Origin of the sequence: Limnoraphis robusta BA-68 BA1 (assembly GCF_034932365.1) — a bacterium.
Classification (GTDB): domain Bacteria; phylum Cyanobacteriota; class Cyanobacteriia; order Cyanobacteriales; family Microcoleaceae; genus Capilliphycus; species Capilliphycus robustus.
Genome location: NZ_JAYGHR010000093.1, coordinates 1 through 25,457 on the forward strand (window position 1 = coordinate 1; position 25,457 = coordinate 25,457).

Annotated in this window: 24 protein-coding genes; 10 read left to right on the forward strand and 14 right to left on the reverse strand. The window is 42.5% G+C overall.

Annotated features, from left to right (window positions below):
- Positions 1–56 precede the first annotated feature (56 nt).
- The 6 genes from VB836_RS26820 to ndhM all read right to left on the reverse strand — a co-directional run bounded on the left by VB836_RS26820 (position 57) and on the right by ndhM (position 6,754).
- Positions 57–785 (reverse strand): glycosyltransferase family protein, encoded by a 729-nt coding sequence (locus VB836_RS26820; RefSeq protein ID WP_323224139.1) that lies wholly within the window; start codon positions 783–785, stop codon positions 57–59.
- Between the two features lie 97 nt (positions 786–882).
- Entirely contained in the window at positions 883–1,767 is an 885-nt protein-coding gene (locus VB836_RS26825; protein ID WP_323224141.1) for a GUN4 domain-containing protein, read from the reverse strand.
- A 70-nt stretch (positions 1,768–1,837) separates the two neighbouring features.
- A complete protein-coding gene (locus tag VB836_RS26830) occupies positions 1,838–2,362 on the reverse strand; it encodes a hypothetical protein (protein ID WP_323224143.1) in 525 nt (174 codons plus the stop codon).
- Positions 2,363–2,471: 109 nt separating this feature from the next.
- Positions 2,472–4,751, reverse strand: a complete 2,280-nt coding sequence (locus VB836_RS26835) for a PP2C family protein-serine/threonine phosphatase (RefSeq protein ID WP_323224145.1) — start codon at positions 4,749–4,751, stop codon at positions 2,472–2,474.
- A gap of 219 nt (positions 4,752–4,970) precedes the next feature.
- Complete coding sequence (locus tag VB836_RS26840; RefSeq protein ID WP_323224146.1) at positions 4,971–6,152, reverse strand: RNA-guided endonuclease InsQ/TnpB family protein; 1,182 nt, start codon at positions 6,150–6,152, stop codon at positions 4,971–4,973.
- A 266-nt stretch (positions 6,153–6,418) separates the two neighbouring features.
- The gene (gene ndhM, locus VB836_RS26845) at positions 6,419–6,754 is read right to left on the reverse strand and encodes an NAD(P)H-quinone oxidoreductase subunit M (protein ID WP_046280889.1); all 336 of its coding nucleotides are present in this window, start codon (positions 6,752–6,754) and stop codon (positions 6,419–6,421) included.
- 155 nt (positions 6,755–6,909) lie between these two features.
- Here ndhM and VB836_RS26850 point away from each other — a divergent pair, with 155 nt between their 5' ends.
- On the forward strand, positions 6,910–7,713 hold the full coding sequence (locus VB836_RS26850) for an inositol monophosphatase family protein (protein WP_046280890.1): 804 nt from the start codon (positions 6,910–6,912) through the stop codon (positions 7,711–7,713).
- Between the two features lie 180 nt (positions 7,714–7,893).
- Here the strand turns inward: VB836_RS26850 and VB836_RS26855 are convergent, their stop codons facing one another.
- The 3 genes from VB836_RS26855 to VB836_RS26865 all read right to left on the reverse strand — a co-directional run bounded on the left by VB836_RS26855 (position 7,894) and on the right by VB836_RS26865 (position 9,879).
- Entirely contained in the window at positions 7,894–9,081 is a 1,188-nt protein-coding gene (locus tag VB836_RS26855) for a TRC40/GET3/ArsA family transport-energizing ATPase (protein WP_046281610.1), read from the reverse strand.
- Between the two features lie 42 nt (positions 9,082–9,123).
- A complete protein-coding gene (locus VB836_RS26860; protein WP_046281611.1) occupies positions 9,124–9,507 on the reverse strand; it encodes a DUF2358 domain-containing protein in 384 nt (127 codons plus the stop codon).
- Between the two features lie 138 nt (positions 9,508–9,645).
- On the reverse strand, positions 9,646–9,879 hold the full coding sequence (locus VB836_RS26865) for a hypothetical protein (RefSeq protein WP_323224149.1): 234 nt from the start codon (positions 9,877–9,879) through the stop codon (positions 9,646–9,648).
- 467 nt (positions 9,880–10,346) lie between these two features.
- Here VB836_RS26865 and VB836_RS26870 point away from each other — a divergent pair, with 467 nt between their 5' ends.
- The 6 genes from VB836_RS26870 (at position 10,347) to VB836_RS26895 (ending at position 15,756) form a co-directional block, all read left to right on the forward strand.
- Positions 10,347–10,937, forward strand: a complete 591-nt coding sequence (locus VB836_RS26870; RefSeq protein WP_323224151.1) for a phosphate-starvation-inducible PsiE family protein — start codon at positions 10,347–10,349, stop codon at positions 10,935–10,937.
- A 226-nt stretch (positions 10,938–11,163) separates the two neighbouring features.
- Positions 11,164–11,496 carry an RNA recognition motif domain-containing protein gene (locus VB836_RS26875; RefSeq protein WP_046282077.1) on the forward strand — a complete coding sequence of 111 codons (333 nt, stop codon included), beginning with the start codon at positions 11,164–11,166 and terminating at the stop codon, positions 11,494–11,496.
- A gap of 240 nt (positions 11,497–11,736) precedes the next feature.
- Positions 11,737–11,949 (forward strand): hypothetical protein, encoded by a 213-nt coding sequence (locus VB836_RS26880; RefSeq protein ID WP_323224153.1) that lies wholly within the window; start codon positions 11,737–11,739, stop codon positions 11,947–11,949.
- Positions 11,950–11,980: 31 nt separating this feature from the next.
- Complete coding sequence (locus VB836_RS26885) at positions 11,981–12,403, forward strand: DNA-binding protein (protein WP_323224155.1); 423 nt, start codon at positions 11,981–11,983, stop codon at positions 12,401–12,403.
- A 5-nt stretch (positions 12,404–12,408) separates the two neighbouring features.
- Positions 12,409–13,569 (forward strand): cupin domain-containing protein, encoded by a 1,161-nt coding sequence (locus VB836_RS26890; RefSeq protein ID WP_323224157.1) that lies wholly within the window; start codon positions 12,409–12,411, stop codon positions 13,567–13,569.
- A gap of 366 nt (positions 13,570–13,935) precedes the next feature.
- The gene (locus tag VB836_RS26895; protein ID WP_323224158.1) at positions 13,936–15,756 is read left to right on the forward strand and encodes an ABC transporter ATP-binding protein; all 1,821 of its coding nucleotides are present in this window, start codon (positions 13,936–13,938) and stop codon (positions 15,754–15,756) included.
- 45 nt (positions 15,757–15,801) lie between these two features.
- Here the strand turns inward: VB836_RS26895 and VB836_RS26900 are convergent, their stop codons facing one another.
- The 5 genes from VB836_RS26900 to VB836_RS26920 all read right to left on the reverse strand — a co-directional run bounded on the left by VB836_RS26900 (position 15,802) and on the right by VB836_RS26920 (position 21,766).
- On the reverse strand, positions 15,802–16,629 hold the full coding sequence (locus VB836_RS26900; protein ID WP_323224161.1) for a nucleotidyltransferase: 828 nt from the start codon (positions 16,627–16,629) through the stop codon (positions 15,802–15,804).
- A 497-nt stretch (positions 16,630–17,126) separates the two neighbouring features.
- Positions 17,127–18,452 (reverse strand): cytochrome P450, encoded by a 1,326-nt coding sequence (locus tag VB836_RS26905; protein ID WP_323224163.1) that lies wholly within the window; start codon positions 18,450–18,452, stop codon positions 17,127–17,129.
- Between the two features lie 203 nt (positions 18,453–18,655).
- On the reverse strand, positions 18,656–19,633 hold the full coding sequence (locus VB836_RS26910) for an N-acetylglucosamine kinase (protein ID WP_323224165.1): 978 nt from the start codon (positions 19,631–19,633) through the stop codon (positions 18,656–18,658).
- A gap of 313 nt (positions 19,634–19,946) precedes the next feature.
- Entirely contained in the window at positions 19,947–20,834 is an 888-nt protein-coding gene (locus tag VB836_RS26915; protein WP_049560832.1) for a S1 RNA-binding domain-containing protein, read from the reverse strand.
- A 185-nt stretch (positions 20,835–21,019) separates the two neighbouring features.
- A complete protein-coding gene (locus VB836_RS26920; protein WP_046282412.1) occupies positions 21,020–21,766 on the reverse strand; it encodes a dienelactone hydrolase family protein in 747 nt (248 codons plus the stop codon).
- A 180-nt stretch (positions 21,767–21,946) separates the two neighbouring features.
- Between VB836_RS26920 and VB836_RS26925 the strand changes: the two genes are divergently transcribed.
- The 3 genes from VB836_RS26925 to VB836_RS26935 all read left to right on the forward strand — a co-directional run bounded on the left by VB836_RS26925 (position 21,947) and on the right by VB836_RS26935 (position 25,319).
- Entirely contained in the window at positions 21,947–22,930 is a 984-nt protein-coding gene (locus VB836_RS26925) for a GntR family transcriptional regulator (protein WP_323224168.1), read from the forward strand.
- Between the two features lie 104 nt (positions 22,931–23,034).
- Positions 23,035–23,691: a nitroreductase family protein gene (locus VB836_RS26930; protein WP_046282414.1), complete on the forward strand. Its 657-nt coding sequence runs from the start codon at positions 23,035–23,037 to the stop codon at positions 23,689–23,691.
- 104 nt (positions 23,692–23,795) lie between these two features.
- Positions 23,796–25,319, forward strand: a complete 1,524-nt coding sequence (locus VB836_RS26935; RefSeq protein WP_323224169.1) for a hypothetical protein — start codon at positions 23,796–23,798, stop codon at positions 25,317–25,319.
- The last annotated feature ends 138 nt before the right edge of the window (positions 25,320–25,457 follow it).

Below are 25,457 nucleotides of genomic sequence, written 5' to 3' on the forward strand. Positions count from 1 at the left end.
TGCATCGATTAGATGCTGGGTTTTTCAACTGGTTGAATACCCTGCCAGTAGAGTTATTATAGCATTAGAAAGAGCCTTATATCCCCATACCTGAAGGTAGGGGCGTGTGCGGCAATTTTTGGTAACTTTTTTCTGGGAAATTCAAAGTCGGCCGGGGCTTGACTAATTTGAGCCAGTTTTGAATAGGCCTCATTCGGGTGCGTGTAAAGCGGTAAATTTTGTTGCTTGCGGACTTCATTAATCACGTCTCGAATGGGTTGAGAAACGCGATTTAATATTGCGTAACCCATCCGGTTTCTGAGTTCGGCCCAAATGGATGGGCTGTAATTCCAACAGGTGTTAAAAGGGGGAACACTCGGCTCCCGATTTAAAACCACCGCACTACATACAGTTACATAAGGAAGATTTAAAATATCCGCAACCGTTCCACCTTCAACCGCTCCTTGGTTAACCAATACAGCTTCTACTCCCGCTTTTTTCATCGCTGTTGGCGCATCTCGTAACGTAACGGCAGCCCCCCGCTTCAATAAGTCAATTGTATATCGCAATGCGGCTAATCCTTCGAGCTTTCCTAACTCGGTAAAGGATTTCTCCGCCCACCCCACCGGAAATTCTTCCGTGCCAACCGCTTGAAAATCTACTCCTGCTGTTAGGGTTTTTTTCTCGGTGTCAGGTAATCCAAACAATGTAACGCGATGACCCCGACGTTGAAGTTCTTGGCCCAAGGGTAGCATTGTATTTAACGGGCCGGTTGAACCGGGGCAAATAATACCAAAATGAGTCATAAAGTTTTATTTTTAATAAAGTTAATCAGCTATAAACTTGCTCAATTTTTTTCAGTCAACTCTATTTTAAAAACGATATAATAGATCATTAAATTTGTCAATGATTTTGACAGTTAACCAATCGACTAATAAATAAAGAAAGATTTTCGGCGGCGGTTGCTGAACCCATTCCATAACAAGCGCGTTTTCGCCAAACAATCACCGGGAGATGTCCTGCGGGTGCATTGGGGTTGAATGTGAGTTCATTGTAATATTTCCAATTTTCCCCTTGTCGCCATCCGACTGCATCACAAAACGTTGGATAATCTCCTGCTAAACCTTCTAAAATTTGCTGCTGAACCCCTAAACCAAACAAACCATTACTATAATAATTCCAGAGATAATCTATCGTTTGTAAGTCAACACAAGGAAAGTTTTCAATATCTTCTATTCTCAGCCAACCTTCGGGTTCTCGTCTCGCTAAATATAGAACAATTTGCCAAGTATATTCATCGGAACTTTTCCACTCTCCCGCCGCCAACAACTCACTCAGGGGTAAATAATCCATCCCCACTTCAGACATCAAAGACGTTTCTTCTACGCCACCTTCTAGCCAATTTTCTAGACGGGATATTGTATTAAAAACACGTTCAGGGTTGAGTAATTCTAGATAATGTAAAACCCATTCCAGTTGATTGTGTAAGTTTTGGCGCTCAACAGTCGCTTGTTGAAGTTTGGCTTCAATAGTCTCTAGCCTCATCGATAAATCAGCAAGATTCAATGAATTTTGAGAAAAATTTTCTCCGGCTGAAGGCATTTTTTCAAGATATTGTTTCAGGAATTTTAACTCTTGCCACTTGTGTTTTGCCCATTCTAACCTAACGGATTCTAGATGTATTTCTGTTGAGTTTTGGGTTGGCGATTGTAGACACCAATGACAAACCCAACAAAATTCTGGAACCGATTGCGGATATTCCTGTTGACAGACTGGGCATTGAAACATAAGCAATCAGATCGGTTAAAATTCCAGCTTTCTCTCTCAAAAAATTAGAGAAGAATTTAAGATTTCACTCCTACTTTTTGGAATCTTTAGGAGAAAATAAAGAAGGCAATCCAAACCACAGTCCGATCGCAATAAATAATACTAGGGCATTTTCTCCACCCATCGCACTGCTCTGATAATATTGATTACGAGAACTCGTTGGTTGAGATGTACTGAGACCCGAATAATCCCCTGTAGAAGCCATTAAATCTTCTTGTGTTTCCGATTCCCACTCGTAGGCTGTTTCATCAGATGAGGAGTCTTCTAAAGTCGCTACGGGTTGATGGTCTTCACTCCAATGACGAGAGCGGAGACGATGCCGACGCAAATACCCACAATAGGGTTTATGTTTAGAATAAATCTCGTCATATAAAGATCTGGGCTTCGGAGATTTGCAGTCCTCGACAACTTCGCCGCAGGAAGGTTGATGACTCGGAGGTTGACGAGGGATCTTACCACCCGGAAAACCATCCGCTTTAGCAGGACTCGGGAAAATCCCCGATGAGATCGCCGCTATCGAGATAACCACAGCCCAGATTTGATTTTTGTTCATCATCAATCTCCCCACATTGATCTGATTTTGAGATTGATCGTAGCAGATTAACGGATGATTTTAAAGAGATTTAAAGGGAAAAAATGGTTAACATCCGTTCAACTCAGGCTGATCAAGGGACATTTTGACAAACTCCTTTTTGTTGAGGCTTAAATAGGGGAGTATTAACCATTAAGGCTGAAACATCTTTGGATCGCATCCAGCCTGTATCTCCAGCTTCCAGAGGCGGAATCAGTTCACTATTTTCTGCTAAATCTTCAGAGGCTTCAGCTTGCGGATAGAGTTGTTCATTTTCCCCAATAGATGGATTTACAAAGTCAGGATTTTGTTCGATCCCCTGTTCATCTTTTGCCGTCTTTGTTAGTGCTAAACTTTGAGAATTGGGCAAATTACAAACTTTTAACTCTAGCCAAGATCCTGCTTGAGGAGTGGATTGTTTTTCAATGACTTGAAAAACCGTTCCCGAAGGAACATTACCCTTAATCCAAGGTTTACCAAATTCTTTCAAAAGTTGAATATAACCTCCTGAAGTTTCAGCATCAACTGCGGTATTTTTGCCACCAAGTTGAATGAAAGATTTTAAACTGACTGTCGGAGTCGGAGGCAAAGGTAATTTTGGCACAGCCGGAGGGGGGGTGTTCGTCTGAGTCACAACAGGAGCGGCTTGCTGATTCCGTTTATCTGAATTTAAGATACCGGAAAAGTAAACTAAAACCCCTGCCAAACCTAATAAAAAGGCAATCCCCAAAGACAACGGCCAAATTTTAGAAAACTTCGAGGAAGGTATATCGACAAATACGGTATTAGGGAATTGAGAGTCATCCGTTGGAATACCATCGGAATCGTCTTGAGAATCCCCGTCTAAATTCGGATCAATCGGCGAAACTTTGACTTCAGGCAGAGCGTAAATTCCCGATTTAGTCGAAACACGAAAGTGAAGGATTGAAATCGTTACATTATCGTGACCATTGAGGGTATTAGCGATTTCAATTAATCGATTTTTCGCCGTTGCTAGATCAGTTTCCGCGTTCAAAATCGGTAGAATTTCACTTTCCCAATAATCCTCAATACGATCTTTATCACTCAGCCCATCAGAACAGAGTAAAAAGATACAATCCTCATCAATTGGGAACCGTTGCACCGTCGGGTAAAGGGTTGATGAGGAGGTAATACCCAAAGCTTGAATCAAAGCACCCGAGGCTCGGGGTTGAATCGCATCTCGATAGAGTGCATAACCCAGACGGACTTCACGAGAAGCGACATCATCATCCAGCGTCACCTGATAACAGCCTGTGCGAGTAATCCAGTAGGCGCGACTGTCACCGATATGAGTAATATAAACTTCATGCTCACGGGTCAGAGCCATGACCAACGTGGTCCCCATGCGTTCCCGTCCCTGACGATGTTCGCTGTCGTTGCGCTGACAGATGACATCATTGGCCAGATTAGTCGCCCGTTTTAACTGAGTGATCAACGAAGGCGCATCCCAACTCGCCGGATGAGAACGGATATTTTCTAATTCGCCGCGTAGAACATCAATAGCGAGGTGTGAAGCAACTTCTCCCCCTTCCTGTCCGCCAATTCCATCGCAAACAATCGTCAAAGCCGGAGTATTCGCGGGAACTTGAACGAGGGTATCACGGTCAGGATAACAAGCATCTTCATTGTGAGAACGAGTCGGCCCTGTATCTGTCGCTGTCATAATTTCCACCCGACGAGACAGCGATCGCCCACAAATCGCCATTGCTTGGTCGAGTTGATAGATCAATTGTTCCGGCTTGTGGATTTCTTTGTTGATCATTTGGTGAGTCAACTGGCCGAGAAACTTTTGAATTTTCGGGTGAGCATCTTCGAGCCATTGTTGCCAAAGTAGTCCCAGTTGAGCGAGAGTTGCCTTTTTCCAGTCCTCCTCTAACTGCGCTAATCGCACTAATGGCCCTTCGATTCGCAGCAATTTCGGGTTCAGCAAACTCGAGGCTACCTCTTGATGTTGGAAGGGATGCCACAGTTGAGCGATTTGCCATAACCAGTTAAGCTGTCGCAAAGCCTCAGTACCCGGCCACAACTCCAATAAACTGGGCATGAGGATTTCCCGTGTGCGATCAATTGGCCCCTGTTCTAAGAGCCAAATCGCGATTCCGAGTTCATTATGGGCAGGAGGGACAAATCCGTATACCAGGGGAAGATGCAGTCGATAGGGAAATAGCCTCAGATAAGGCGCTATTTCCTCAGAAATGCCGTCCGGAATTTCAGGAAAAAGCTCGGGTCGAGTATCGACCACAATCTGATTGTGTTTTAATAAGTAGCGGTCGGCGATTAGCGTTCCCGCAGGTAAAGCATCAATCCCTTCACCTAACGCCCACAAATAGTGTTTTGGCATATGATTTTGCATAGAGGTCTCTCACGCCTCTGTTGCCGCTCAAGTTTAGAGTTGATCATTGAGATTGAAAACCGATTGCCTTGGCGAAAAAACGGATTAACTTAAATACTGGGACGAATAAACCTATGCTTTCCCCCAATCAACGCCCATCCGCTCTTCGGTGCAGGTATCTGTTTCAATTGTCATCTGCTTTATAAAACTGATATAACGCGGTACAAACCGTGTTAATGTTTACTTCCTGTCTTGCAAAGTTCCTTCTCGAGCGGTTTCCGCCGAGATCGGACTTTGCGCTGCATCACCCCGGACTGTCGGCAGCACCCGGTCAGACAGGCTTTTTACCGAGAAGCCCTCGGCATAATGTAATAAATTCAGACTCGCATTATAGTCACGATCTTTGACTTCACCGCAAGCCTGACAGTTGAAAACTCGTTCTTTCAGTGCTATTTTTTGAACGTGACCGCAACTTGAACAGGTCTTAGTTGACGGATAGAATCTATCAGCAAAAACTACAACTGAGCCGTACCACGAAGATTTATACTCAACTTGGCGGCGAATTTCATAAAGATCAGAATCAGCAATAGCACCCGCTAACTTGTGATTTTTCAACATCCCAGAAACATTCAAGTCTTCTAACCCGATGACCGCGTGATTTTTGCATAGCCATGAGGTAAGTTTATGAATTGCATCTTTTCGGATGTTAGCCACTCTTTGATGTGCTTTTGCCAGTTTAAGTCTAGCTTTATTCCTGTTATTTGAACCCTTCTGTTTTCTCGAGAGTTCGCGCTGAAGTTTTGCCAGATTTTTTTGAGCTTTTTTGTGAGCTGCTGGGTTGTCAAAAACAGTACCATCTGAACAGGTCGCTAAGACCTTAACCCCAACATCAACACCCAGATTAACTCTTGATTTAACAGTCTGTTCTGGTTCAAATTCGTAGGCTACAGACAAATACAAAGAATCAGCGACTCGACTAATTGTGACTCGTTTAGTCTGAATTTCCGGGAGGGGTTCATAAGTGAATACCCATCCAATAAAAGGAAGCTTCAATCTCCTCCCTGAAAACCTCATTACTTTGCCACAATTATCTAAAGTAAAGCTATCATTTCTGCCTTTTTTCTTGAACTTAGGATGTTTGGCAATGCCTTGAAAGAATCGGCTAAATGCTTCTCCCAAGTGCATGAAGGCAAATTGATAAACTCTAGAACTTAGCGTTGACTGCCAGGAGTATTGAGGTTTAATGTGATTGGTGTAGAACTTTTTTAGCTTATTCGTTGAAGGTTTTAAACCCTGTTTGTAAGCTTCATTCCACATAGATAACGCCCAGTTCCAAACCCACCTAGAATATCCCTCGGTCGCAGCCCTTAAGGTTCTTTGACGGTTGTTAAGTTTGAGTTTGGTATGATAGGCTCGTTGCATAGATATATTATCTGATCTTACAGATAGTACCGTGTTGTACCATAAATCGTCTACTAAGTTACTGCTCCATGTTTGTTGACCACAGGTTATCAGTTATGAGATTCGCACTGCGCGATCGGTCAAAAGTTTCCCTCCCTCAATTCCTTTTTAACCCATTCAGTGAGTGCTATCGGGAAAAAACCTGAGATACAGCAGCCCCAGAACAAAGACAAAGAGAAGCAATTTAGATAGGGCTGCTAGATTTGAGACTGAATCAACAGCTCAACTCACTCAGAGGCAACCCGAGGTAATCCCATACTGTAGTTGAGAACTCGACTGTTGAGATTGTAGCTAATCTCACCGGATTGTAAGAGCGATCGCACAAAATGTTCAAGATCCGAGCCAATGCGACGGAGATTGTACTCGGTTAAGTCTTCTCCATTGGCGGCTTCAACCAATTGGTCAAATTTTTGATAAACCTTTTTCAGAGCTGCCTCACTCCAGTTGAATTCATTATCCGGGTCAACATCTATCGTTAACCGTTGGTCATTGTCAACCAGTTCTTCGTTCTGAATTTCGGCGGTGTAAATATGAATATGCCGAGTTGTGGATTTGAGCAACATAACGTCTGCAATTGTAAGTCTTTAATCTTTGCACTTTCATTGTAAACTAGGACATCCCAACCGCGAGGCGTTTTTCTATCATCCCTCTCTAGCAGCATACGCTAGCCCCTATTCTAGATCTAGCTTGTAATCAATCTCTAGATCATCCTCATCCTATGACAAACTTTTGGCAGACTCTCCTCAATTTTGCCCAAACCACCACCCAGGAAGTCGGACAGCAGTTAATGCTTGATTTTGGTTCCGCACAAGCCTCGGAAAAGTCTGATGGGAGTTTGGTGACTCAATCTGACCAGTGGGCTGACGAAGAAATTCGTCATCGGATTAACAACAGTTTCCCCGAACATGGTCTGCTTTCAGAAGAAGGTGAACATCTATTCCCCGCTACAGACTGGTGTTGGATTATTGATCCGATTGATGGAACCACCAACTTCACTCGGGGAGTTCCCATTTGGGGCATTTTAATGGGTCTGCTTTACCGAGGAATGCCTGTATTTGGCTATGTTCATCTCCCCCCTCTCAATCAGTCTTTTCATGGCTTCTGGCTGGAAAATACGGGGCTAACTGGCCCGACGGGGGCTTTTCGCAACCAACAACCCATTCACCCTAGTTTAGACGCTCCCAGTTCTCAGCATTTTTTTAATGTTTGCACTCGCAGTACGGCCATTATCCCCAATATTCCTTGTAAAATTCGCCTGATGGGTATGGCGGGTTACAACTTTTTAATGGTGGCTTCCGGTGCTGCTATTGGCGGGGTAGAAGCAACACCGAAAGTTTGGGATATCGCCCCCCTTTGGCCAATTCTTAAGGCGGCAGGTGTTGTTTGGACTCCGTTGAACCCTGAACCGATTTTTCCCCTCCAACCCGGACAAGATTATGGTCATCGTTCCTATCCGATATTAGTGATGAGTCAAAAACAGTGGGTTTCCCAGTTTCAACCCTTAGTCCAGGGTTTACAGTGAACAGTGAACAGTGACCAGTGACCAGTTTTTACAGTTTACAGTTTACAGTTATTAGTTATTAGTTATTAGTTATCACTGATTACTGGTCACTGATTACTGATAACTGTAAACTGTTCACTGATAACTGGTCACTGGTCACTGATTACTGGTCACTGATTACTGGTCACTGTTCACTGATTTTTACACTTTTGCGGCTTCTGCAAAGCGAATTTTCAGATAATCTTCCTCCATTTTTGCGCCCGAGGGTTGCAACGCGGCTAACGCTTGAGGTAAGACTAAATTTCGGCGATGATTTCCAATGCGAATATTTAACTCATCGCCGCTTTTATTGAGTTGAATTTGCTCTTTTGGAATTCCCGGTAAATACAGTTCTAAACTGTAATAATCTTTTTCCTGAATAATTCTGACGGTGTTTTCTGCATAGTAAACTTGAGAGGGATCTTCGTCTTTATACAAGGTTTCTTTGAGTCTATGTAAGGCCTCTAATCCACACATTTCTTCAGTATAGAGCGGCACTTCTTTTACAGGTAACGGCTTGAAGTTATCGTGAATTTCCTGGCGATATTGTTGTTGATTTTCTTTCCAGCGCTTAAAGAAGGGATCAGTGACTTCTGCGGGAATAATCCGATTTGCCACAACTAAATCGGTTGCTACATTATACAAACTCAAATAAGCATGGGCGCGAAGTGATTCTTTAATCACCATTTTTTCAGGGTTTGTGACTAACCGCACAGAGGTTTGTTTATTATCGGTTAATACCTTTTCTAAGGCTTCAATTTGTTCATAAAACTCATAGGGCGCATCCATCACTTCTTTGTCGGGTAAAGAAAATCCTGCAATGGGTCGAAAAATCGGTTCAACAATGGGACGTAAAGCGGCTGACATTCCCTGAAACGGTTTGTAAAATTTTCTCATATACCAACCGCCGACTTCCGGTAAGCTGAGTAACCGTAATGCTGTCCCCGTCGGCGCGGAGTCGATAATTAACACATCATATTCGCCCTCGTCGTAATGACGCTTCATCCGTACCAAGCCAAAAATTTCATCCATTCCCGGTAAAATGGCTAATTCTTGGGCTTGAATTCCATCTAAGCCTCGCGCTTGCAGGACTTGCGTAATATAACGTTTAACGGCGCCCCAGTTCCCTTCTAGTTCCATCAACGCATCGAGTTCGGCCCCCCAGAGGTTCGGTTGCACTAGCCGAGGTTCGTGACCGAGTTCCATATCGAAGCTATCTGCTAAAGAATGGGCGGGGTCGGTGCTGAGGACGAGGGTTCTATAACCTAATTCCGCACAACGTAAGCCTGTCGCTGCGGCGACTGAGGTTTTACCCACGCCACCTTTACCGGTCATTAAAATCAAACGCATTTCGTCAAGTCCTGCTTAAAATTTGTTCATATTATTTTAACTTTAGCGGGTTTTCGGGAATAATTGCTTGACGACATCTAGGCGAGAACAGTCCCAATAGTCGATATGACTGCTAATGAGTCCATCGGTATTCAGTTTGAGTTCACTCCATCCAGGGATAGAAATACGCGGTTTCCAAGGTAGCGGAGTTGTCCAACTGAGGGTCCAACGGGTTTTAATCAGATTATCAGTTTGGGAAATTTCGTGTAAGTCAAGCTGAACATCCATAAACCACTGACGAATAAACCCAATCATTTGTTTGTAGCGTTCGACACCGCGAAATTTATTGAGAGGGTCTTCAAAATAGACATCTTGGGCATACAGACTGTAGGTTTGATCTTGGGGAAATCGCTGATAATCTTCTTTGATTTGATCAAGAATACTCATTTTTTCAGAGAAAAACTTATGTTTTGATTAATTTAAACGCTTGATGAATGACAAAAACGCTTGTATTCAGGAGCCGTATTTCCAGATTTTGATGAAAAACCAATGGGAATTGGCTCCTATTTTAGCCGGGAAACTCGCTTAACCGTCTGATAATTGAGTCTTCAACCGGAACGTCGGAATGAGTTTCAAACACCACATTGACATTTGACAATCTTGCCATAGGTCAACAATTCTGACTCCAATTACAGAACCTCTGAAGCTGACATCCATTTCTTGACCGGGTTCCATTCCTTCCAGGTTACTATAAATAATGACTGTGGGTTGGTTCTGTGCCAAACGTTGATAGTCTGAGAGTTTGATGGGAATTGACATTTCTAATACTCCTTTATTAACGACATTGAACACACTATATTCTCAGATTAAAGAAAGATTTGCAACACAAGGAATCTTAAGTTTTTTGATGAACAGCCCCCAGGACATAACCCCGGTAATTTTGTTTGAGTCTATCAATGATCTTATTTTACCCGATGCAATTAAAATTTTTCCTGATAGTTAGCCTTTCCAGCAAAAGCCAGAAGGTAGAATTCATCAATTAGAATAATTTTTATTGAGTATTGGGAGTTTTTTGATAACTTTTATTGAAAGATTGAACTCTATTTGAAAACAGAGCGATCGCTAGAATTAGAGTTTTAAACTCTCAACAAATAATTTTAATGGTAATTTTCTATACTTACAAACGATTGATATCATGCTACAGATCTCTTAAATTAATTATGTAAATTTTGATTTATTTTTGAGTTCAATTGCTAAGATCATAATGAACTGAGTAAAAAAAGAAGATGTCTAAAACCTCTCAAGCTTCACCTGTGAACTGGCTGAATAGTGGTCGAATTATTCGGATTCTCGAAACGGTTCAGGATTTGATTATCATCTCATTGTGTATTGGTTTATTTAGCTTCATGGTGATGCAACTGCGAGAAATGGTACTCTCATTGCTTCCACCTGTAGATTTTCAACGAGTCACCTCGGACATCTTATATTTATTAATTCTGGTTGAATTATTTCGCCTTCTGATTATTTACCTCCAAGAACATCGAGTTTCCATTGGAGTCGCCGTCGAAGTTTCCATTGTGTCCGTTTTGCGAGAAATCATTGTCCGGGGTGTGCTGGAGACCCCTTGGACTCAGACCCTCGCTACCTGTGCTTTTTTACTGGTACTCACCGTCTTACTGGTGGCGAGGGTATGGCTACCCCCGACCTTCGAGAGGATAGACCCAGAACAACAAATTTCACACCTACAGAAAAGCCGCATGGTCAAAGAAAACCCTGAAAATGAAGTGACCTTCTCAAAACCTTTGGTGAATTCGGGAATTTCCCGGGAGGCGCAGATTTATTCTGCTAATGGTCACGAAACCTTACCAGAAGCCTAAACAGAAGACCAAAATCACACCAAAGCATAACCCCAACTTCGATAATTTTACAAATTATGATCGTTGTGTGATTGGATAGCCAAGCTAGCTGTGATACAATAAAATCCGAGAACAGGTATCGGTTGCAGTTTTTGCTTTAAGTGTGGAGCTAGTGTGTTCTGTTTCATCAGGCGTGGCTCGCCTTCCGAAATCTCTCTCTACATCAATTTGATTTGGGAGGTTAATCATGTCTGTCTATATCGGAAATCTATCCTACGATGTTTCTGAGGAAGATCTAAAGTCTGTTTTTGCTGAATACGGCACTGTCCGCCGCGTTCAAATCCCGACTGACCGGGAAACCGGTCGTCCTCGTGGATTTGCATTTGTAGAAATGGACAACGACGCCGAAGAAGATGCTGCTATCGAGCAGCTTGATGGTGCTGAGTGGATGGGGCGTGATCTCAAAGTGAACAAAGCCAAACCTCGCGAAAACAACAACCGAGGTGGCGGTGGCGGTGGCGGCGGTGGCAGAGGCGGTAGAGGCGGAAAAGACCGCTTCGGCGGTGGCGGCGGCTACTAATTCTAGGAAATTATCAGCCCAACTTAGTAAGCTGAAATTATCATTAACATTCACTGTTCTCCCTGAGCCATCGGGGAGATTTTTCTTTGTGGAAGAACATGATCTATCATTGAACACCAGACTCAACAACAGTTTCCAGCTTGCCAACTCACAAAAAATTCAGTTTGTCATTTTCTTGTCATCATTGGTCGCTAATCTACAAACATACAAGACCAAGTTGAAAAAACAAAAGATTATTTTATGTCTACAACCACTTTAGAAAAACCATTAACCGCTAGCCGGATTGAAATTTCAATTGAAGATATTTCGACAAAAACTCCGGGTACTGTGAAAATTCAACCGACTCGTTTAAATTCTGACAACGATCAAGATTATACCTACGACGTTGATCAAGGTCAGCCTCAAAGTCGCCATCGCGGTCAATATAGGCCCAGTTTTCGCTCAACCCGTTAAAACCCATCGCAAATAATATAAAGCATCTACCATGAAACTTCATTTAAAACTCGCAACTGCTTTAACTCTCGTTCTCACAAGCCTGATCACCCCCATCAAGCCTAGCTTTGCCCAAGTCCCCATTCGAGAGATCCAACAAACCCAAGGTTTAACCATTTCTGGAGTCGTTACCGCCGTCTTTGGCAATAAATTTGTGATTGATGATGGTACGGGACAAATTCTCGTAGAAACTGGCCCGCCCTGGTATCATCAAATTCAGATTAATCAAGGAGAGGCGGTCACAGTCATCGGGGAATACGACGATAATGACTTCGACGCTTTTACGATCACTCGCCAAGACGGAACGGTACTGAATATTCGTCCGGCTTCTGGCCCTCCACCTTGGGCGGGTGGCCCTGAGCGTCGAGCCAATCGTCAAGGGGATTTTCCACCGATTAATAGCGTTTCCAGATAGTCCTCATGCAAACCTTTGCTACTCTTTTGGCTCCTCATTCTGGGGAGTCTTTTCTGCAAAACTATTGGCTGAAACAAGCCGTGATCATCCCCGCCAGTCACCCTAACAAATTCAGTCACTTATTTTCCTGGCAAGATCTCAATACTCTACTCAATTTTCATCATCTCATTTATCCCGAAATTCGGTTAGCGAAAGGCGGTCAAACCTTACCCGAAAATGCTGGTGATGATCTGATCAAACAGTGTCAAGAAGGCGCGACTTTAATTGTAGATTGTTTGCATACTCGACTCCCGGCTATTGCTGAATTTTCCGCTAATTTACGCAAGGAACTCGGACATCGAACTCAAGTTAATGCTTATTGTTCTTTTCCGGGACATCAAGGCTTTGCTTGTCATTATGATGCCCATGAAGTCTTTATTCTGCAAATTTCAGGTCACAAACATTGGCGGGTATTTTCTTCAACTTTTGAGTTTCCCCTCTCCAAACATCGTTCAAGTTTATTCGATCCTCCAACAACCGAACCTTATGTTGATCAGGTGTTAAAACCGGGGGATTTATTATATATTCCGCGTGGACATTGGCATTATGCGATCGCAGTTGATCAACCTTCTCTCCATTTAACATTAGGAGTAGACTGTCAAACGGGAATAGACTTTGCTGAATGGTTGACGGAAGAACTCCAGCAAAATCCTCTTTGGCGCAAAAGTTTACCTCTGTTAACTTCAACTCATCGTCTAGCTTGTCATCAACAACTTCGTGATTTATTCAAAGAATGGGTTAAACAGTTACAAACGGATGAGTTAATTGATCGCTATCTCGATGAACAATTAATGCAGGGACAACCCTCGACTCAATTTGGTTTTCCTGCACAAGTTGGGTTTCATCTATTTCCTGAAGGACAACAAACTCACTTTTATCGCCCTCCCCAACCTGTAAAAATTACGAATTTATCTGAAGATCGAATTGAAATTTGTACTGCTAATAAACGCATTACCCTCAAAGGAATTAGCCGAGAAGTTCTCGAACGTCTATTTCAAAGCACAAAGTTTTCCGGTATAGACCTTTGTAACTGGTTACCGGAGTTTGATTGGGAAGCTGATATTTGCCCAATGATCACAGAATTAATTAAATCTGGCGTTCTCCTAGTCGATCCACCTAAATTATAATATGAAATCTTAAAAATAATCCAATCGCAAAGGAAAATAAAATCAGTTTTTTGTAGGGGCGGGTTCCGCTCAGATCTGTGTCTGTGATCAACAATTTAGATGAACCCGCCCTTCAACTCGTTAACAGCCTAAAATTTAATCAGATGAAAGCCAGAGGGGCGGGTTCCGCTCAGATCTGTGTCTGTGATCAACAATTTAGATGAACCCGCCCTTCAACTCGTTAACAGCCTAAAATTTAATCAGATGAAAGCCAGAGGGGTGGGTTTATTAAGATTGTTTTTGGGAAATCTACATTTATTCTGAACCCGCCCCTATAGTATTCTTTATCGATCATCTGTCGCTAAAATTTCAGTATTTTATATAACCATGAACCGCAAACAATGGGAATTACTGTGGAATTTGATCTGTCCTTATCGACTGTGGATGGGTTTGAGTTTTGGGTTGGGGTTGCTCAATGGACTTCTGGGCGGAATCGGGTTAACATTGGTTGTACCTGTGGTGATGGAATTTCTCGGGTTACGACTTTCCCCAGAAGAATTCCCCTCAATTTTATATCCGGTTTTAACTGGGTTTGAAAATCTACCACCCTCGTTACATTTAACGCTTTTAACTACAGTAGCAGTTGGGGCAATTATTCTACAAAGTGGCGTTAGTTATCTGAATATTTTGCTGTCTGGATACCTAACTAGACGGTTAACAACTCATTTACGGGATGAACAACTTCAGCTATTATTAGCAGTCGATATTGCTTTTTACACTGATCGACAGTTAGGCGATCTTAAACATATTGTAGATACCGAAACCCAACGCACGGTTAGTTGTCTGCGAAATTTGCTGAGAATTGCGATTCTTACGATTACAATCACTGTATTTGTAGGAATTTTGATCATGTTATCCTGGCTGTTAACGCTGGTAACAGGTATCTTTTTACTCGGAGTAGTCCGAATTAACCAAATAGCAATTGCTCAGTCTCGATTTTATGGTAAAAAAGTCTCAAATTTATCAAAAGATTATGCGGTTAGCCTGTTAGAATTATTATCGGGTATTCGGTTAGTGAAAACAACGGCTAACGAACGGCGAGAATATACTCGTTTACAACAGTTGATGCTAGACTGTGAAACGGCTGATTTTGCGGCGCAAGCCATGACAGAAGCCATTACCCCTCTCGGACAATTATTCGGTGTTTTAGGGGTATTATTGCTCGTCTGTGTGGTGCCTTTGTTCGGGCTGAATACTTCTACAGGGGCGACGTTAATTTTAACCTATATTTTGGTATTATTTCGGCTTTTACCGCAATTATCAGCCCTCGATACTTATCGTTCACGGCTTGCTCATCGCGCTTCGAGTGTTGAGATTGTGCAGAATTTTCTGCGACGAGACAACAAACCGTTTATGGTTAATGGCAGTTTAGTTTATAGTCCTTTAAAAAAAGAGATTCGGTTTAATCAAGTCAGTTTCTCCTATCCAATAATATCACAAAGAGAGAAGGACTCACTCCCTGAAATGAAGCCGATTTTAACTCATATTGAATTCTCAATTCCTCAAGGTAGCACATTAGCGGTTGTTGGAGCTTCTGGTGCGGGAAAATCAACTTTAGCAGATTTGTTGTGTCGTCTCTATGATCCTGATAGCGGATCGATTACCCTAGATGGAGAAGACTTACGAAACTATGATCTCAGTAGCCTCCGTTCAGCGATCGCAGTGGTGAGTCAGGATGTTTTTTTATTTAATCATACTATTCGTTATAATCTGACTTATGCTTGTAATTGTGCAACAGAAACGGAAATTTGGCAAGCAGTTAAACAGGCTTATGCGGAAGAATTTATCAGTCAATTTCCTGAACAGCTTGAGACTCGAATTGGCGATCGCGGAGTGCGGCTTTCGGGAGGACAACGACAACGGTTAGCGATCGCTCGGGCGTTATTACAAAAACCAGATATTTTGATATTAGATGAAGCCACCAGTGCCTTAGATAGTCTCAGTGAACAACAAGTTCAGCAAGCTTTCAACCGTTTATCTTGTACTCGTTTTATTATTGCTCACCGCCTTTCAACGATCCAAAATGCCGATCAAATTGCGGTTTTACATCAAGGTAAAATTGTTGAATGCGGAACTCATTCAGACTTAATTCTACAACAAGGATATTACAGTCGTCTCTATCAAGAACAAACCCATATTCAAAGTTAGATTTTGTTGTTGTGCTTTAGCACAAAAAATGTCGATACTACCTGATCACTCATCTAAAGGCGGGTAACATAAATCAATCTCACTCACTAACCAACCTCCAAAACTGTTGAGAAATTCGCTAATTTTTACTCGCTCATCAATGGGGTTTATCGCCCAAGTTAATGCTTGATACATTTGAGATTTTTGTTGAGGAAAATAACGCGAAAATAGTTCATAGCAAGGATACAAATCCCGAGTATAACATTGAGCCGTTTCCATAACAATTTCAAACCCAGATCGAACCATTCGCTTCATGATCCATTGACAGATTTTTTCTACAGTTCCAGATTGAGTTTCATCTAACTGTTGTAAATCGATTATTACTCGTTGTAAATCTTGTTCTAAATCAAACGCATGACTAACAGCATTTATATCCGGTTTACAGGGGGGAAACTGTAAACTAATATCTTCGCCCCAAACACAAGCCGCTTGAGTTTTGAGTAACATTCTGAGGTTGTGATAACTGTCTAAATTCAGGTTTAACAAGCAGTCAGATTCTAACGCTTTTAATTCTACCCCAGTACAAAAAGGATACTGGAATTTTAGCTGTTCTTGAAAGCTGTCAAACCAAGAATCATCCAGTTGTGATTTTTCTGTATTAACAACTGCAAAACTGTCAAGATCAGAAACCCCCGAAATCGCTTTTCCGACAGCGACTGAACCCCTGATATAAATACTATCAATGGCATGATGCCAATAATTTTGATAGGCTAATATTACCTGATCAACCAGTAAGCGCCATTCAGGAGTAATTTTGTTGATACTGGCTTCACGGATAATAAACCCCGCTTCATCAACAGCCAATATTTTACCAATTGCTAAAATTTCTCCCATTTTACCAACTTCTTAATCTTATAGTTTAACTCATATTAATTAGATTAACCTCAAAAATTGACATCAAGATAACCCCTATCAAAAACTCAGTCATCTCCGGTTGATTAATGCGTGTTATGGGGGCGGGGCGGGTTTAAACAGTGACCAGTGAACAGTAAACAGTGACCAGTAGGGGCGGGTTGCGAGTCAATCTATGTTTTCCTAGAAATAATAGACATAAACCCGCCCTCAACAGTGACCAGTAACCCGTGATAACTGTAAAAACTGATAACTGATAACTGTAAAAACTGGTGAGTCAGCGCGGTCTTGGGGGTTTCCCCCATGAGCGACTGGCGAACCCGGAGGGTAACTGATAACTGTATAACTGTAAACTGTAAAAACCCGCCCCTACGCTTGAGATGATTGATTAACCGGACATGATATCAGTTTCTCATACTCCCCCTAAAAAGAGGAGGCTATGGGTTTTCAGGAGACGGTTAGAATGAGGTTAATAGACCTCAGAGTGAACGTTTAAAATTCACTAAAAGCCCATCTTTTGGATGAGGAGTCGGTGTAACGGTCATCTCTAAATCTTGATTCGGAAGCAATTCCCACTCGTATTCCCGCAACAACATTGTAGCTAATATTTTCATTTCTAATTTAGCAAACTCTTTCCCCAAACATTCTCGCATTCCACCCCCAAATGGAATATAACCATAGGGTTGTTCTTGGGTGTTTTCAGGAGAAAATCGATCAGGGTTAAATTTTTCAGGTTCATTGTAAAGGGTCTGATCTTGATGAGTTCGTCCCACTTGATAAAGAACAGACCAACCTTTCGGAAGGGTATAACCGTTGAATTCACAAGTTTCTATAACTTCTCGAAATGCACCTCCCACAGATGGAATAAACCGCAATACTTCTTTGATGACTTGATCTAAATATTGCATTGATTTTAACTGTTCAAAGGTGATAGGTTCTGTTAGTTGAATTTGCTGTTGTTCTAATTTGGCTTTGGTTAAAACATCAGGATGTTGGGCGAGAAGATAACAAAAAGCCGTAATACTAGAGGTTAAAGTTTCATGTCCTGCAAATAATAGTGTTAAAATTTGGTCTTTGAGTTCTTCTACACTCAAACTCTTTCCATCATCATCTTTTGCTTGTAGTAATAGCCCTAACGCATCTTCTCTAGGCTCAGTTTGTTGTTGACGTTGACGAATAATACTTTCAATTTTATTCAATAATTTTGTCCGACAATTTAAGGCTTGATTAAATTTCGTTCCCGGTAGACGCAAGGGAAGTGTAAATAATCCCTCTCCCCAGATTTCAAACCATTCAGCCATTGAGGTTTCTGAAGCACTTTCTTCTCCAATTAACAATTTACACGCCACATCAAAAGTATATTTTCGCAGTTGCGGATACCAAGCAAAAGTTTTCTGCTGTTCCCAGTTTTGCAAGTAACGGCGAGTCAGTTTTTCCATTGTCGGAACATACCCCGCTAACGCCCTCGGTTGAAAGGCTTGGGCTAATAATTTGCGGCGAGATTTATGAATATCTCCGGTTTGAATTGACAGAGCAGCTGGCCCTAAAAGTGTTTTTGTACTGGGCGGCCAATTACTTTCAAAATATTTTTTTTCATTGGTAAAAAGAAACCGATTTGCCTCACTTCCTATCATTACTATCGTGGGGCGACCAAATATATTTGTTTTGAAGACTGACCCATATTTTTTATGTCGTTTATCAGCAAAATCTGCATCTCGCAGAAAACTAAGGGTTTCTCCAATGAGCGGTAAACCAAAATTACCAGGGGGAGTTGGATGAGTTTGTTTTTCTGGTGTTGTTGTCATTATGCTTGAGTGTCAAGTTCTACTATAAGTTAGTTTAACAAATTGGTTAGGTTTTAAAAACCCCGTTTCTCCAAGAAACCGGGTTCTTGGGGAAAAGTTGTTGGGTGGGTGACAACTGATAGGTTAACTGTTATATTTAATAACTCTTTGATGTCATCCCCCTACTGGTGGAATTACCAATGTTTTGATGTCACCCACCCTAGTTAGTGGGGAAAATACCCCAACCCATTTAACGCCAATATTCCCGCCCCATAAGCAGGTTCATAACGCGGTAAAATAACCTTAGCAGTCGGGGCGACACGGTTTAAAGATTCAATGTATTTTGAGTGAAAATGGTTCATTCCTTGAAAGACTCCGCCGATAGTGACAATTTCGACAGTTTCATCGGGTTCAAATAAACTGTGGATGGCTATTTTTGTTGCAAAAACTAATTCTTCTATCGCTGTATTAATAATATGATTGGCGATTTCATCTCCATCTCTCGCAACTTGATCAACAATTTTAGCTAAACTTGCGATTTGTTGAACCGTCCATCCTCGTCTATACACAACTTCGATTAAAGATTCAATATTGGTGAGGTTTAAATGGTGTTTAAAGGCTGAGATTAACTGAGTTGAACCTAAGCGCCCATCATGGGATTTTAAGGCGGCTTTTAACCCCGAAATCGCGATAAAATACCCGCTTCCTTCATCCCCTAATAGATAACCCCAACCCCCAACCCGTTTCGTTTTTCCTTGGCTGTTTTGTCCGAATATTTGCGAACCTGTTCCAGCGATTACAACAATTCCAACTGAATGACCTAAACCCCCAACTAAAGCAATAATACTATCACTTTTAATCCTAGTCGAATTTGCAGTTAATTCCCAATTTATTGATGATTTTAAGTTTATTTTTACTTGTTCAACTAGGTTATTAATAACGTTAAAATCCTCTTGACGACCAACGCCAGCGAGTCCAATTCCTAATCCTTGAATTAAAATCTTATTATAATTTTTGTCATCTAAAAAACTATAAATTGCTTTATTAATAGCGGTTTGAATTGCTATTTTTGTAGCATCAATCCCAATGGTTTGATAATTGGATGAGCCAGATTTTCCACGACTGAGAACATTTCCAGTTTCATCCATTAATAAACAAACCGTTTTCGTACCCCCGCCATCAATACCCAACACATAAACCATATAAAATAAGCAATTCAGAAGACAGAATCAAGCCCAATTCTCAAGATAAAAAAACACCAAGACACAAGGAACACCAAGAAAGAATCTTCCTGTCTTTGTGTCTTAGTGGTAAATTTCTCCAGACTCCCAAAAGCTGAGGAAAAAAACAGCAAGAAAGAATCTTCCTGTCTTTGTGTCTTAGTGGTAAATTTCTCCAGACTCCCAAAAGCTGAGGAAAAAAACACCAAGACACAAGGAACACCAAGAATGAATCTTCCTGTCTTTGTGTCTTAGTGGTGAATTGATCCATGAATCAAGGGTTTTTTGGGTGAATTTAGGAAGCAATAATCAGTTTTTTCGCTCGTTCAGCCCTGGCTTCTGCTGAGTCCATCACTTCGGGGAATTTATCAACAATTTCCCCTGGATAATTTTCTAACAGTCGAGTCGATAAAGAAACCCGACGCCGCCCTTCTTCGAGGTCAATAATCATCGCTTTTACGAGTTGACCAACAGGGAATAAATTCGGGAGAGAGTCGATATATTTTTGGCTGACTTCTTTAATATGAATCAATCCCGTCACGCCATCTAAATCGACAAACACACCAAACGGTTTAACGCTGCTGACTTTCCCTTCAATGAGTTGACCGACTTGAAGTTGACCAAAACTGACAGATTCAGACGCCATGCGTTGAGAAAAAACCAGTTTATTGCGATCGCGATCTAGCTCTAAAATATTAACGGTGAGCAATTGATCGATTAAACTATTTAAGTCATCCTTTTCTATCAAATGGGAGCGGGGAATAAATCCACGTAGGGAGTCAAATTCTACCGTTACGCCGCCTCGGTTCATCCCGGTTACTCGGACTTGAAAGCTTTGATTGTGCGTTTGAGATTCACTCAGTCTATCCCAAACTTGATCGAGTTCTAGCTGTCGAATGGAGAGGAGAACTTGACCTTCTGCATTTTGTTCACGAATGACTAAAAACTCTCGTTCTTCTCTAAGCGGTAGAATTTCAGATAAATCTTCTACATCGGCTAAAGATGCTTCTCGACGGGGTAAAAAACCGGGAGATTTGCCACCAATAATGTCAACATAGACTCCATCGCTAGCATATTCAAATATCTGGCCCCGTACAACCTGGCCTTTTCGTAGGTCATAGTCATGCTGTTCTAGGGCTTTTGCGAAATCATCAAGTGAGAAAGATGTATTTTTCGTATTCATAGGAGTTCACAAGAAAACAAAGAATCTATCAATTGGGCTACTTTTTTTTATTCCTACCCCCCTTTCCAACTCCGCCCAACTCCTGCGATTAAAGTGTCTGGATATTCCAATATAGCTAATTCTGTCACCAACAGGTCGCCATTGTCGGATAAAGTTAATCAGTGTCAAACTCAACTGACGAGGATTTAGGCAGCCTTGAGTTCCTGGCTAAAAAGCTGTTGAACCTGTTTCCAAGCGTCTTCTGCGGCGTCAGGGTTATAGCTATCGCGTTGATCGCAGAAGAACCCATGAGTCGCTGGGTAGCGAAAAATTTGATGACGAATTTGATGCTGTTTCAACGCAGCTTCAATTTGATCGACTTGTTCGTTGGGAATGAGGGGATCTTCTGTCCCAAAAAAACCATAAATGACTCCGGGAATTTCCGATGTCCGGCTAACCGTCGGTTCACCACCGCCTGGGGTTCCCGTGACAATTCCCCCGCCATAAAACGAAGCCGTTGCCTTAATATCAGGTAAGGTGGCTGCTAGGTAAACAACATGACCTCCAAAACAAAATCCAATCGAACCGAAGCCATCGGCTTGAACTGATTCTAACGTTTTCAGATAGTTAATCGTTGCTTGAACATCGCTCTTGAGTTCTGAGGCTTTGGTTTGTTCCTTGTATTTGCGACCCAATTCTAGATCTTGATTGCTGTAACCGACCTCAAAACCAGGAGCTTGACGTTGATAGATGGCCGGAGCGATCGCCACATAACCTTCTTTCGCAATTCGTTGGGTAACAGAGCGAATGTGATCATTGACCCCAAAGATCTCTTGAATCACAACAACGCCTGGAAATCTTCCCTCGCCAACAGGTTCAGCTAAATAAGCGGCGATCTCTAAGTCCCCGTTAGCCACCATAACATTAGCCGTGCGAATTTCTAAATCTGACATAATTCTCAATAGGTGGAGCTTCTACATCAAAATATTTTTGCCTAAGATGAATCTTGAGTAAACTACTCTATAGTACAGGTCATTGCCCCTAAATCGACAAGTTACTCATATTCCGACACAGACCCATGACAGCACAGATGGCCAGTTGGCGACGTCTGAGGCTGACTTTAGGAGATTCGTATGGTTCAGTTCTATATTCAGCCAGATAGTGACATTCCTGCCTCTAACCAGTTATTTAACCAAATTCGCTTTGCGATCGCCTCTCGGCAGTTTCCACCGGGACATCGCTTACCGAGTACCCGTCAACTCGCGATGCAAACTGGGCTGCACCGTAATACCATTAGCAAAGTCTACCGCCAGCTTGAAGATAGTGGTTTAGTCGAAGCTCAAGCCGGATCAGGGATTTATGTGCGGGCTTTGGGTCACGAAGGAGGTTCTCGGCTGAATTCGCCCATTCTCGAACATTATCCCGAAGCCAACAAAGTCATTCAACGGGGTTTAGATGAACTCCTCTCCCAAGGGTGTACCCTCAATGAAGCCAGAGAACTGTTTTTAGCCGAGATTGACTGGCGACTGCGATGCAGTGCGAGAGTTTTAGTCACCGCCCCGATGCAAGATATTGGCATTGGACAATTAATGGCCCAAGAACTCGAACAAGCGTTACGAATTCCGGTGCAGTTAGTCCCGATTGAACAATTAGCAGCAACCATTGAGCAGGTGCCATCGGGAACGATTGTCACCAGTCGCTATTTTATCGGCCAAGCGGAAGCGATCGCGGCGCCGAAATCGGTGCGGGTGATTCCTATCGATATCTATGATTATGCTCGTGAAATTGAACTGGTACAAGATTTACCCAAAGGAACCTATTTGGGGATTGTCAGTCTCAGTTCCGGGTTACTGCGAGCGACTGAGGTGATTATTCACAGTCTACGGGGTGAACAAGTGTTGGTGATGACGGCTCAACTGACGGATGCTTACAAGATTAACGCGATTGTTCGTAGCGCTCGGGTGATTATCTGCGATCAAGCCAGTTTTGAGACGGTGAAAGTTTCGGTTCAAGCCAACAGAGACGAAATTATCCGCCCTCCTCAACTGCTCTGCTGTGAAAATTATATTGGTGCTGAGTCGATCAATTTACTAAAACGGGAGTTGGGGTTGAAATAATAGAAATTGACAACTACTCCTTTAGAATAAACTGCAACTGGTGTTAGACGCCTTTAGGCTATCTTCTGCGATGAATTTCCCCAGGTCAACCTCAAACTAACGTTATGCAACCTTCTATCAATCTCAGACAAGCGATCGAACAACGGCGGGCGGCTCGGGCTTTTAAACGCGATCTGATTCCCAGCGTCATTCTACAGGAAATCCTCAGATTAGGCTTACAAGCCCCTTCGGGATACAACCTTCAGCCCTGGCGGTTTATTGTTGTTCGCAGTCTGGAAAACAAACAAAAGCTGAGGGCTTGTGCATCGAATCAGCGCCAGGTGGAGGAAGCGCCCGTCGTGTTAATTTGCTGTGGCGATCGGCGTGTGAATCAATCGGATTATATCGAATCGGTGATTGAACTGGGTAAAAGCGAATCCGCGATCAATGATGCCTATGCTGATTTTATCCGATCCAGTATTCCGGCGTTGTTTGAAAAGCATACCAGTTTTGAATCTCTCGAAGCTTGGATCAACCGCCAGACGATGTTAGCAGTTGCTTATCTGATGATGGTCGCTCAAAGTTACGGGGTTGACAGTTGTCCGATGGAAGGATTTGTTACAACTCAAGTTAAAGAAGCGTTTAAAATTCCAGAGGAGGTGGATGTTTGTTGTATCTTAGCGATGGGATATGCAGCCGAACCTTTTAAACAGTATGGCGGACGCTTTAGCTTACAACAGGTTTGTTATGGAGAAACCTATGGTGAAGTTTTAGAAATTTAAAGTGATGATTTCTACCAAGAGAAGCTTTAAGGATGAATAAAATTTCTCACGATAAAACCGTTTGATCAGACCCAATGCCCGATTGTAGCATCCGAGGATAACCTATGAAAACAGCACTGAAAGCCCGACCTGAAAAACAGCAAAAAGCTCAATCAAAAACTCATCTTCATAACCCGAAGAATTCATCGGTCGAAACTCAACAACCCCTGGATGAATTAGCCAGTCTAAATCCGTTTTCAGATTGGGAAGATAATCCCTTTGACCCCAAAGATTTAGAGGAAATCAATTCAACCCCTCAAGAGCAGGAAAAGGACGAAGATTTAACCGAAAATTCTGTTGAACCTCCCCCCAAAAATTATTTACTGACCCCTCAAGTGGGGATTAGTTTATTGGCGATCTTTGGTTGTGTTTATGTTCTGACCCGTCCTTGTGTGATTGGGGAATGTCAGGTGATTGACACCGCTAAACAACTCGGTCAAAAGTCTGAAGAAACGATTGAAACAGTGACGACTTCTAAAGCCCCAGGAATTGCTAAAGAACAGTTAGATACAGCCATCAAACAACTCAACAGAATTCCCTTTTGGTCGCCCTATCATCGCCAAGCCAGAGCGCTTTTATCGGTTTACCAACCCCAATCTAAAGAGTTAGAATCGGTCGTCAAAGCGTTGTGGATAGCGGGGTTAGCCTCACAAGAAGCTCAAAACCCTCCCTATGGGGTAGAAGATTGGGACAAAATTAAGTCGAGATGGGAACAAGCCATCGCTCAACTCGAACAAGTTCCCCCAGAAAATACGATTTATCCTTTTGCGACTGATCGACTTCAACAATATCGGGCGAACTTAGCTGAAGTGAGAGGACGCCTCGCTCTAGAGCGCCAAAGCCGTCTCACCCTCGCTGAAGCCAAAAAAGCCGCTCAAGTCGCTCAAGCCCGTCAGGGAGTCGCTAGAGGCGTGGAAAGTTGGCAATTGGTTTATGATACCTGGCAAAATGCAACGAATACTCTGGCTTCTATTGTACCGGGAACAACAGCTCATCAAGAGGCGCAACTTTTACTCGCTCGCTATCAGCCTAAATTAGAAGATGCTCGCGATCGCAAAACCATTGAACAAGTCGGACAGGATGCTTTCACTCGTGCGGTGAATAACGCCGATCAAGCCCAAATCTTTGCAGAGCGAGGGGCCTGGTCAGAAGCGGTAAAATACTGGTCTCAGGCGATGACTTATGCCAAACGAGTTCCGGTGAGCAGTTCCTACCATGTCGAAATGCAGCCGTTGCTCACATCTTATACAGAATCTTGGAAACAAGCCGAAGCTGAAAATAAAGTGGCTTCTCGAGTCAATAAAGCCCGTCAAGATTTGAAAACCGCTTGTACAGGTTCACCTACCATTTGTAGTTATAGTGTCAATCCTGATTTAATTACCGTTCGATTAGCACCGGATTATGTCGGCAAGATAGAAGACACTGCAATTACAGGCGATCGCAGTGGAAATCCCCAAAAACGCAATGAAGCTGAAAAACACGTTCAAACGTTAAAAATTGCCCTCGAAGCAATTAGTGATAATGCGAAAATTCCCCTTGAAGTTTACAAGCCAGATGGAAAAAAAATTGGCGTTCACCTTCCACAATAATTAACACATTGTAGGGGCGCTGCGATTTGCGCCCATTAAAATACTTCGTGTCTTTGTGTCTTCGTGGTTTGTTTTGCGATCATATCGAGTCCGGTTGATTATCCCTAATATTCGGCAGGGCCGGGTTTAGTTCAATCC

Bases quoted from the DNA above. Each gene is read 5' to 3' on its own strand.
- VB836_RS26820 (WP_323224139.1), bottom strand. From the start codon at position 785: ATGACTCATTTTGGTATTATTTGCCCCGGTTCAACCGGCCCGTTAAAT.
- VB836_RS26825 (WP_323224141.1), bottom strand. From the start codon at position 1,767: ATGTTTCAATGCCCAGTCTGTCAACAGGAATATCCGCAATCGGTTCCA.
- VB836_RS26830 (WP_323224143.1), bottom strand. From the start codon at position 2,362: ATGATGAACAAAAATCAAATCTGGGCTGTGGTTATCTCGATAGCGGCG.
- VB836_RS26835 (WP_323224145.1), bottom strand. From the start codon at position 4,751: ATGCAAAATCATATGCCAAAACACTATTTGTGGGCGTTAGGTGAAGGG.
- VB836_RS26840 (WP_323224146.1), bottom strand. From the start codon at position 6,152: ATGCAACGAGCCTATCATACCAAACTCAAACTTAACAACCGTCAAAGA.
- ndhM (WP_046280889.1), bottom strand. From the start codon at position 6,754: ATGTTGCTCAAATCCACAACTCGGCATATTCATATTTACACCGCCGAA.
- VB836_RS26850 (WP_046280890.1), top strand. From the start codon at position 6,910: ATGACAAACTTTTGGCAGACTCTCCTCAATTTTGCCCAAACCACCACC.
- VB836_RS26855 (WP_046281610.1), bottom strand. From the start codon at position 9,081: ATGCGTTTGATTTTAATGACCGGTAAAGGTGGCGTGGGTAAAACCTCA.
- VB836_RS26860 (WP_046281611.1), bottom strand. From the start codon at position 9,507: ATGAGTATTCTTGATCAAATCAAAGAAGATTATCAGCGATTTCCCCAA.
- VB836_RS26865 (WP_323224149.1), bottom strand. From the start codon at position 9,879: ATGTCAATTCCCATCAAACTCTCAGACTATCAACGTTTGGCACAGAAC.
- VB836_RS26870 (WP_323224151.1), top strand. From the start codon at position 10,347: ATGTCTAAAACCTCTCAAGCTTCACCTGTGAACTGGCTGAATAGTGGT.
- VB836_RS26875 (WP_046282077.1), top strand. From the start codon at position 11,164: ATGTCTGTCTATATCGGAAATCTATCCTACGATGTTTCTGAGGAAGAT.
- VB836_RS26880 (WP_323224153.1), top strand. From the start codon at position 11,737: ATGTCTACAACCACTTTAGAAAAACCATTAACCGCTAGCCGGATTGAA.
- VB836_RS26885 (WP_323224155.1), top strand. From the start codon at position 11,981: ATGAAACTTCATTTAAAACTCGCAACTGCTTTAACTCTCGTTCTCACA.
- VB836_RS26890 (WP_323224157.1), top strand. From the start codon at position 12,409: ATGCAAACCTTTGCTACTCTTTTGGCTCCTCATTCTGGGGAGTCTTTT.
- VB836_RS26895 (WP_323224158.1), top strand. From the start codon at position 13,936: ATGAACCGCAAACAATGGGAATTACTGTGGAATTTGATCTGTCCTTAT.
- VB836_RS26900 (WP_323224161.1), bottom strand. From the start codon at position 16,629: ATGGGAGAAATTTTAGCAATTGGTAAAATATTGGCTGTTGATGAAGCG.
- VB836_RS26905 (WP_323224163.1), bottom strand. From the start codon at position 18,452: ATGACAACAACACCAGAAAAACAAACTCATCCAACTCCCCCTGGTAAT.
- VB836_RS26910 (WP_323224165.1), bottom strand. From the start codon at position 19,633: ATGGTTTATGTGTTGGGTATTGATGGCGGGGGTACGAAAACGGTTTGT.
- VB836_RS26915 (WP_049560832.1), bottom strand. From the start codon at position 20,834: ATGAATACGAAAAATACATCTTTCTCACTTGATGATTTCGCAAAAGCC.
- VB836_RS26920 (WP_046282412.1), bottom strand. From the start codon at position 21,766: ATGTCAGATTTAGAAATTCGCACGGCTAATGTTATGGTGGCTAACGGG.
- VB836_RS26925 (WP_323224168.1), top strand. From the start codon at position 21,947: ATGGTTCAGTTCTATATTCAGCCAGATAGTGACATTCCTGCCTCTAAC.
- VB836_RS26930 (WP_046282414.1), top strand. From the start codon at position 23,035: ATGCAACCTTCTATCAATCTCAGACAAGCGATCGAACAACGGCGGGCG.
- VB836_RS26935 (WP_323224169.1), top strand. From the start codon at position 23,796: ATGAAAACAGCACTGAAAGCCCGACCTGAAAAACAGCAAAAAGCTCAA.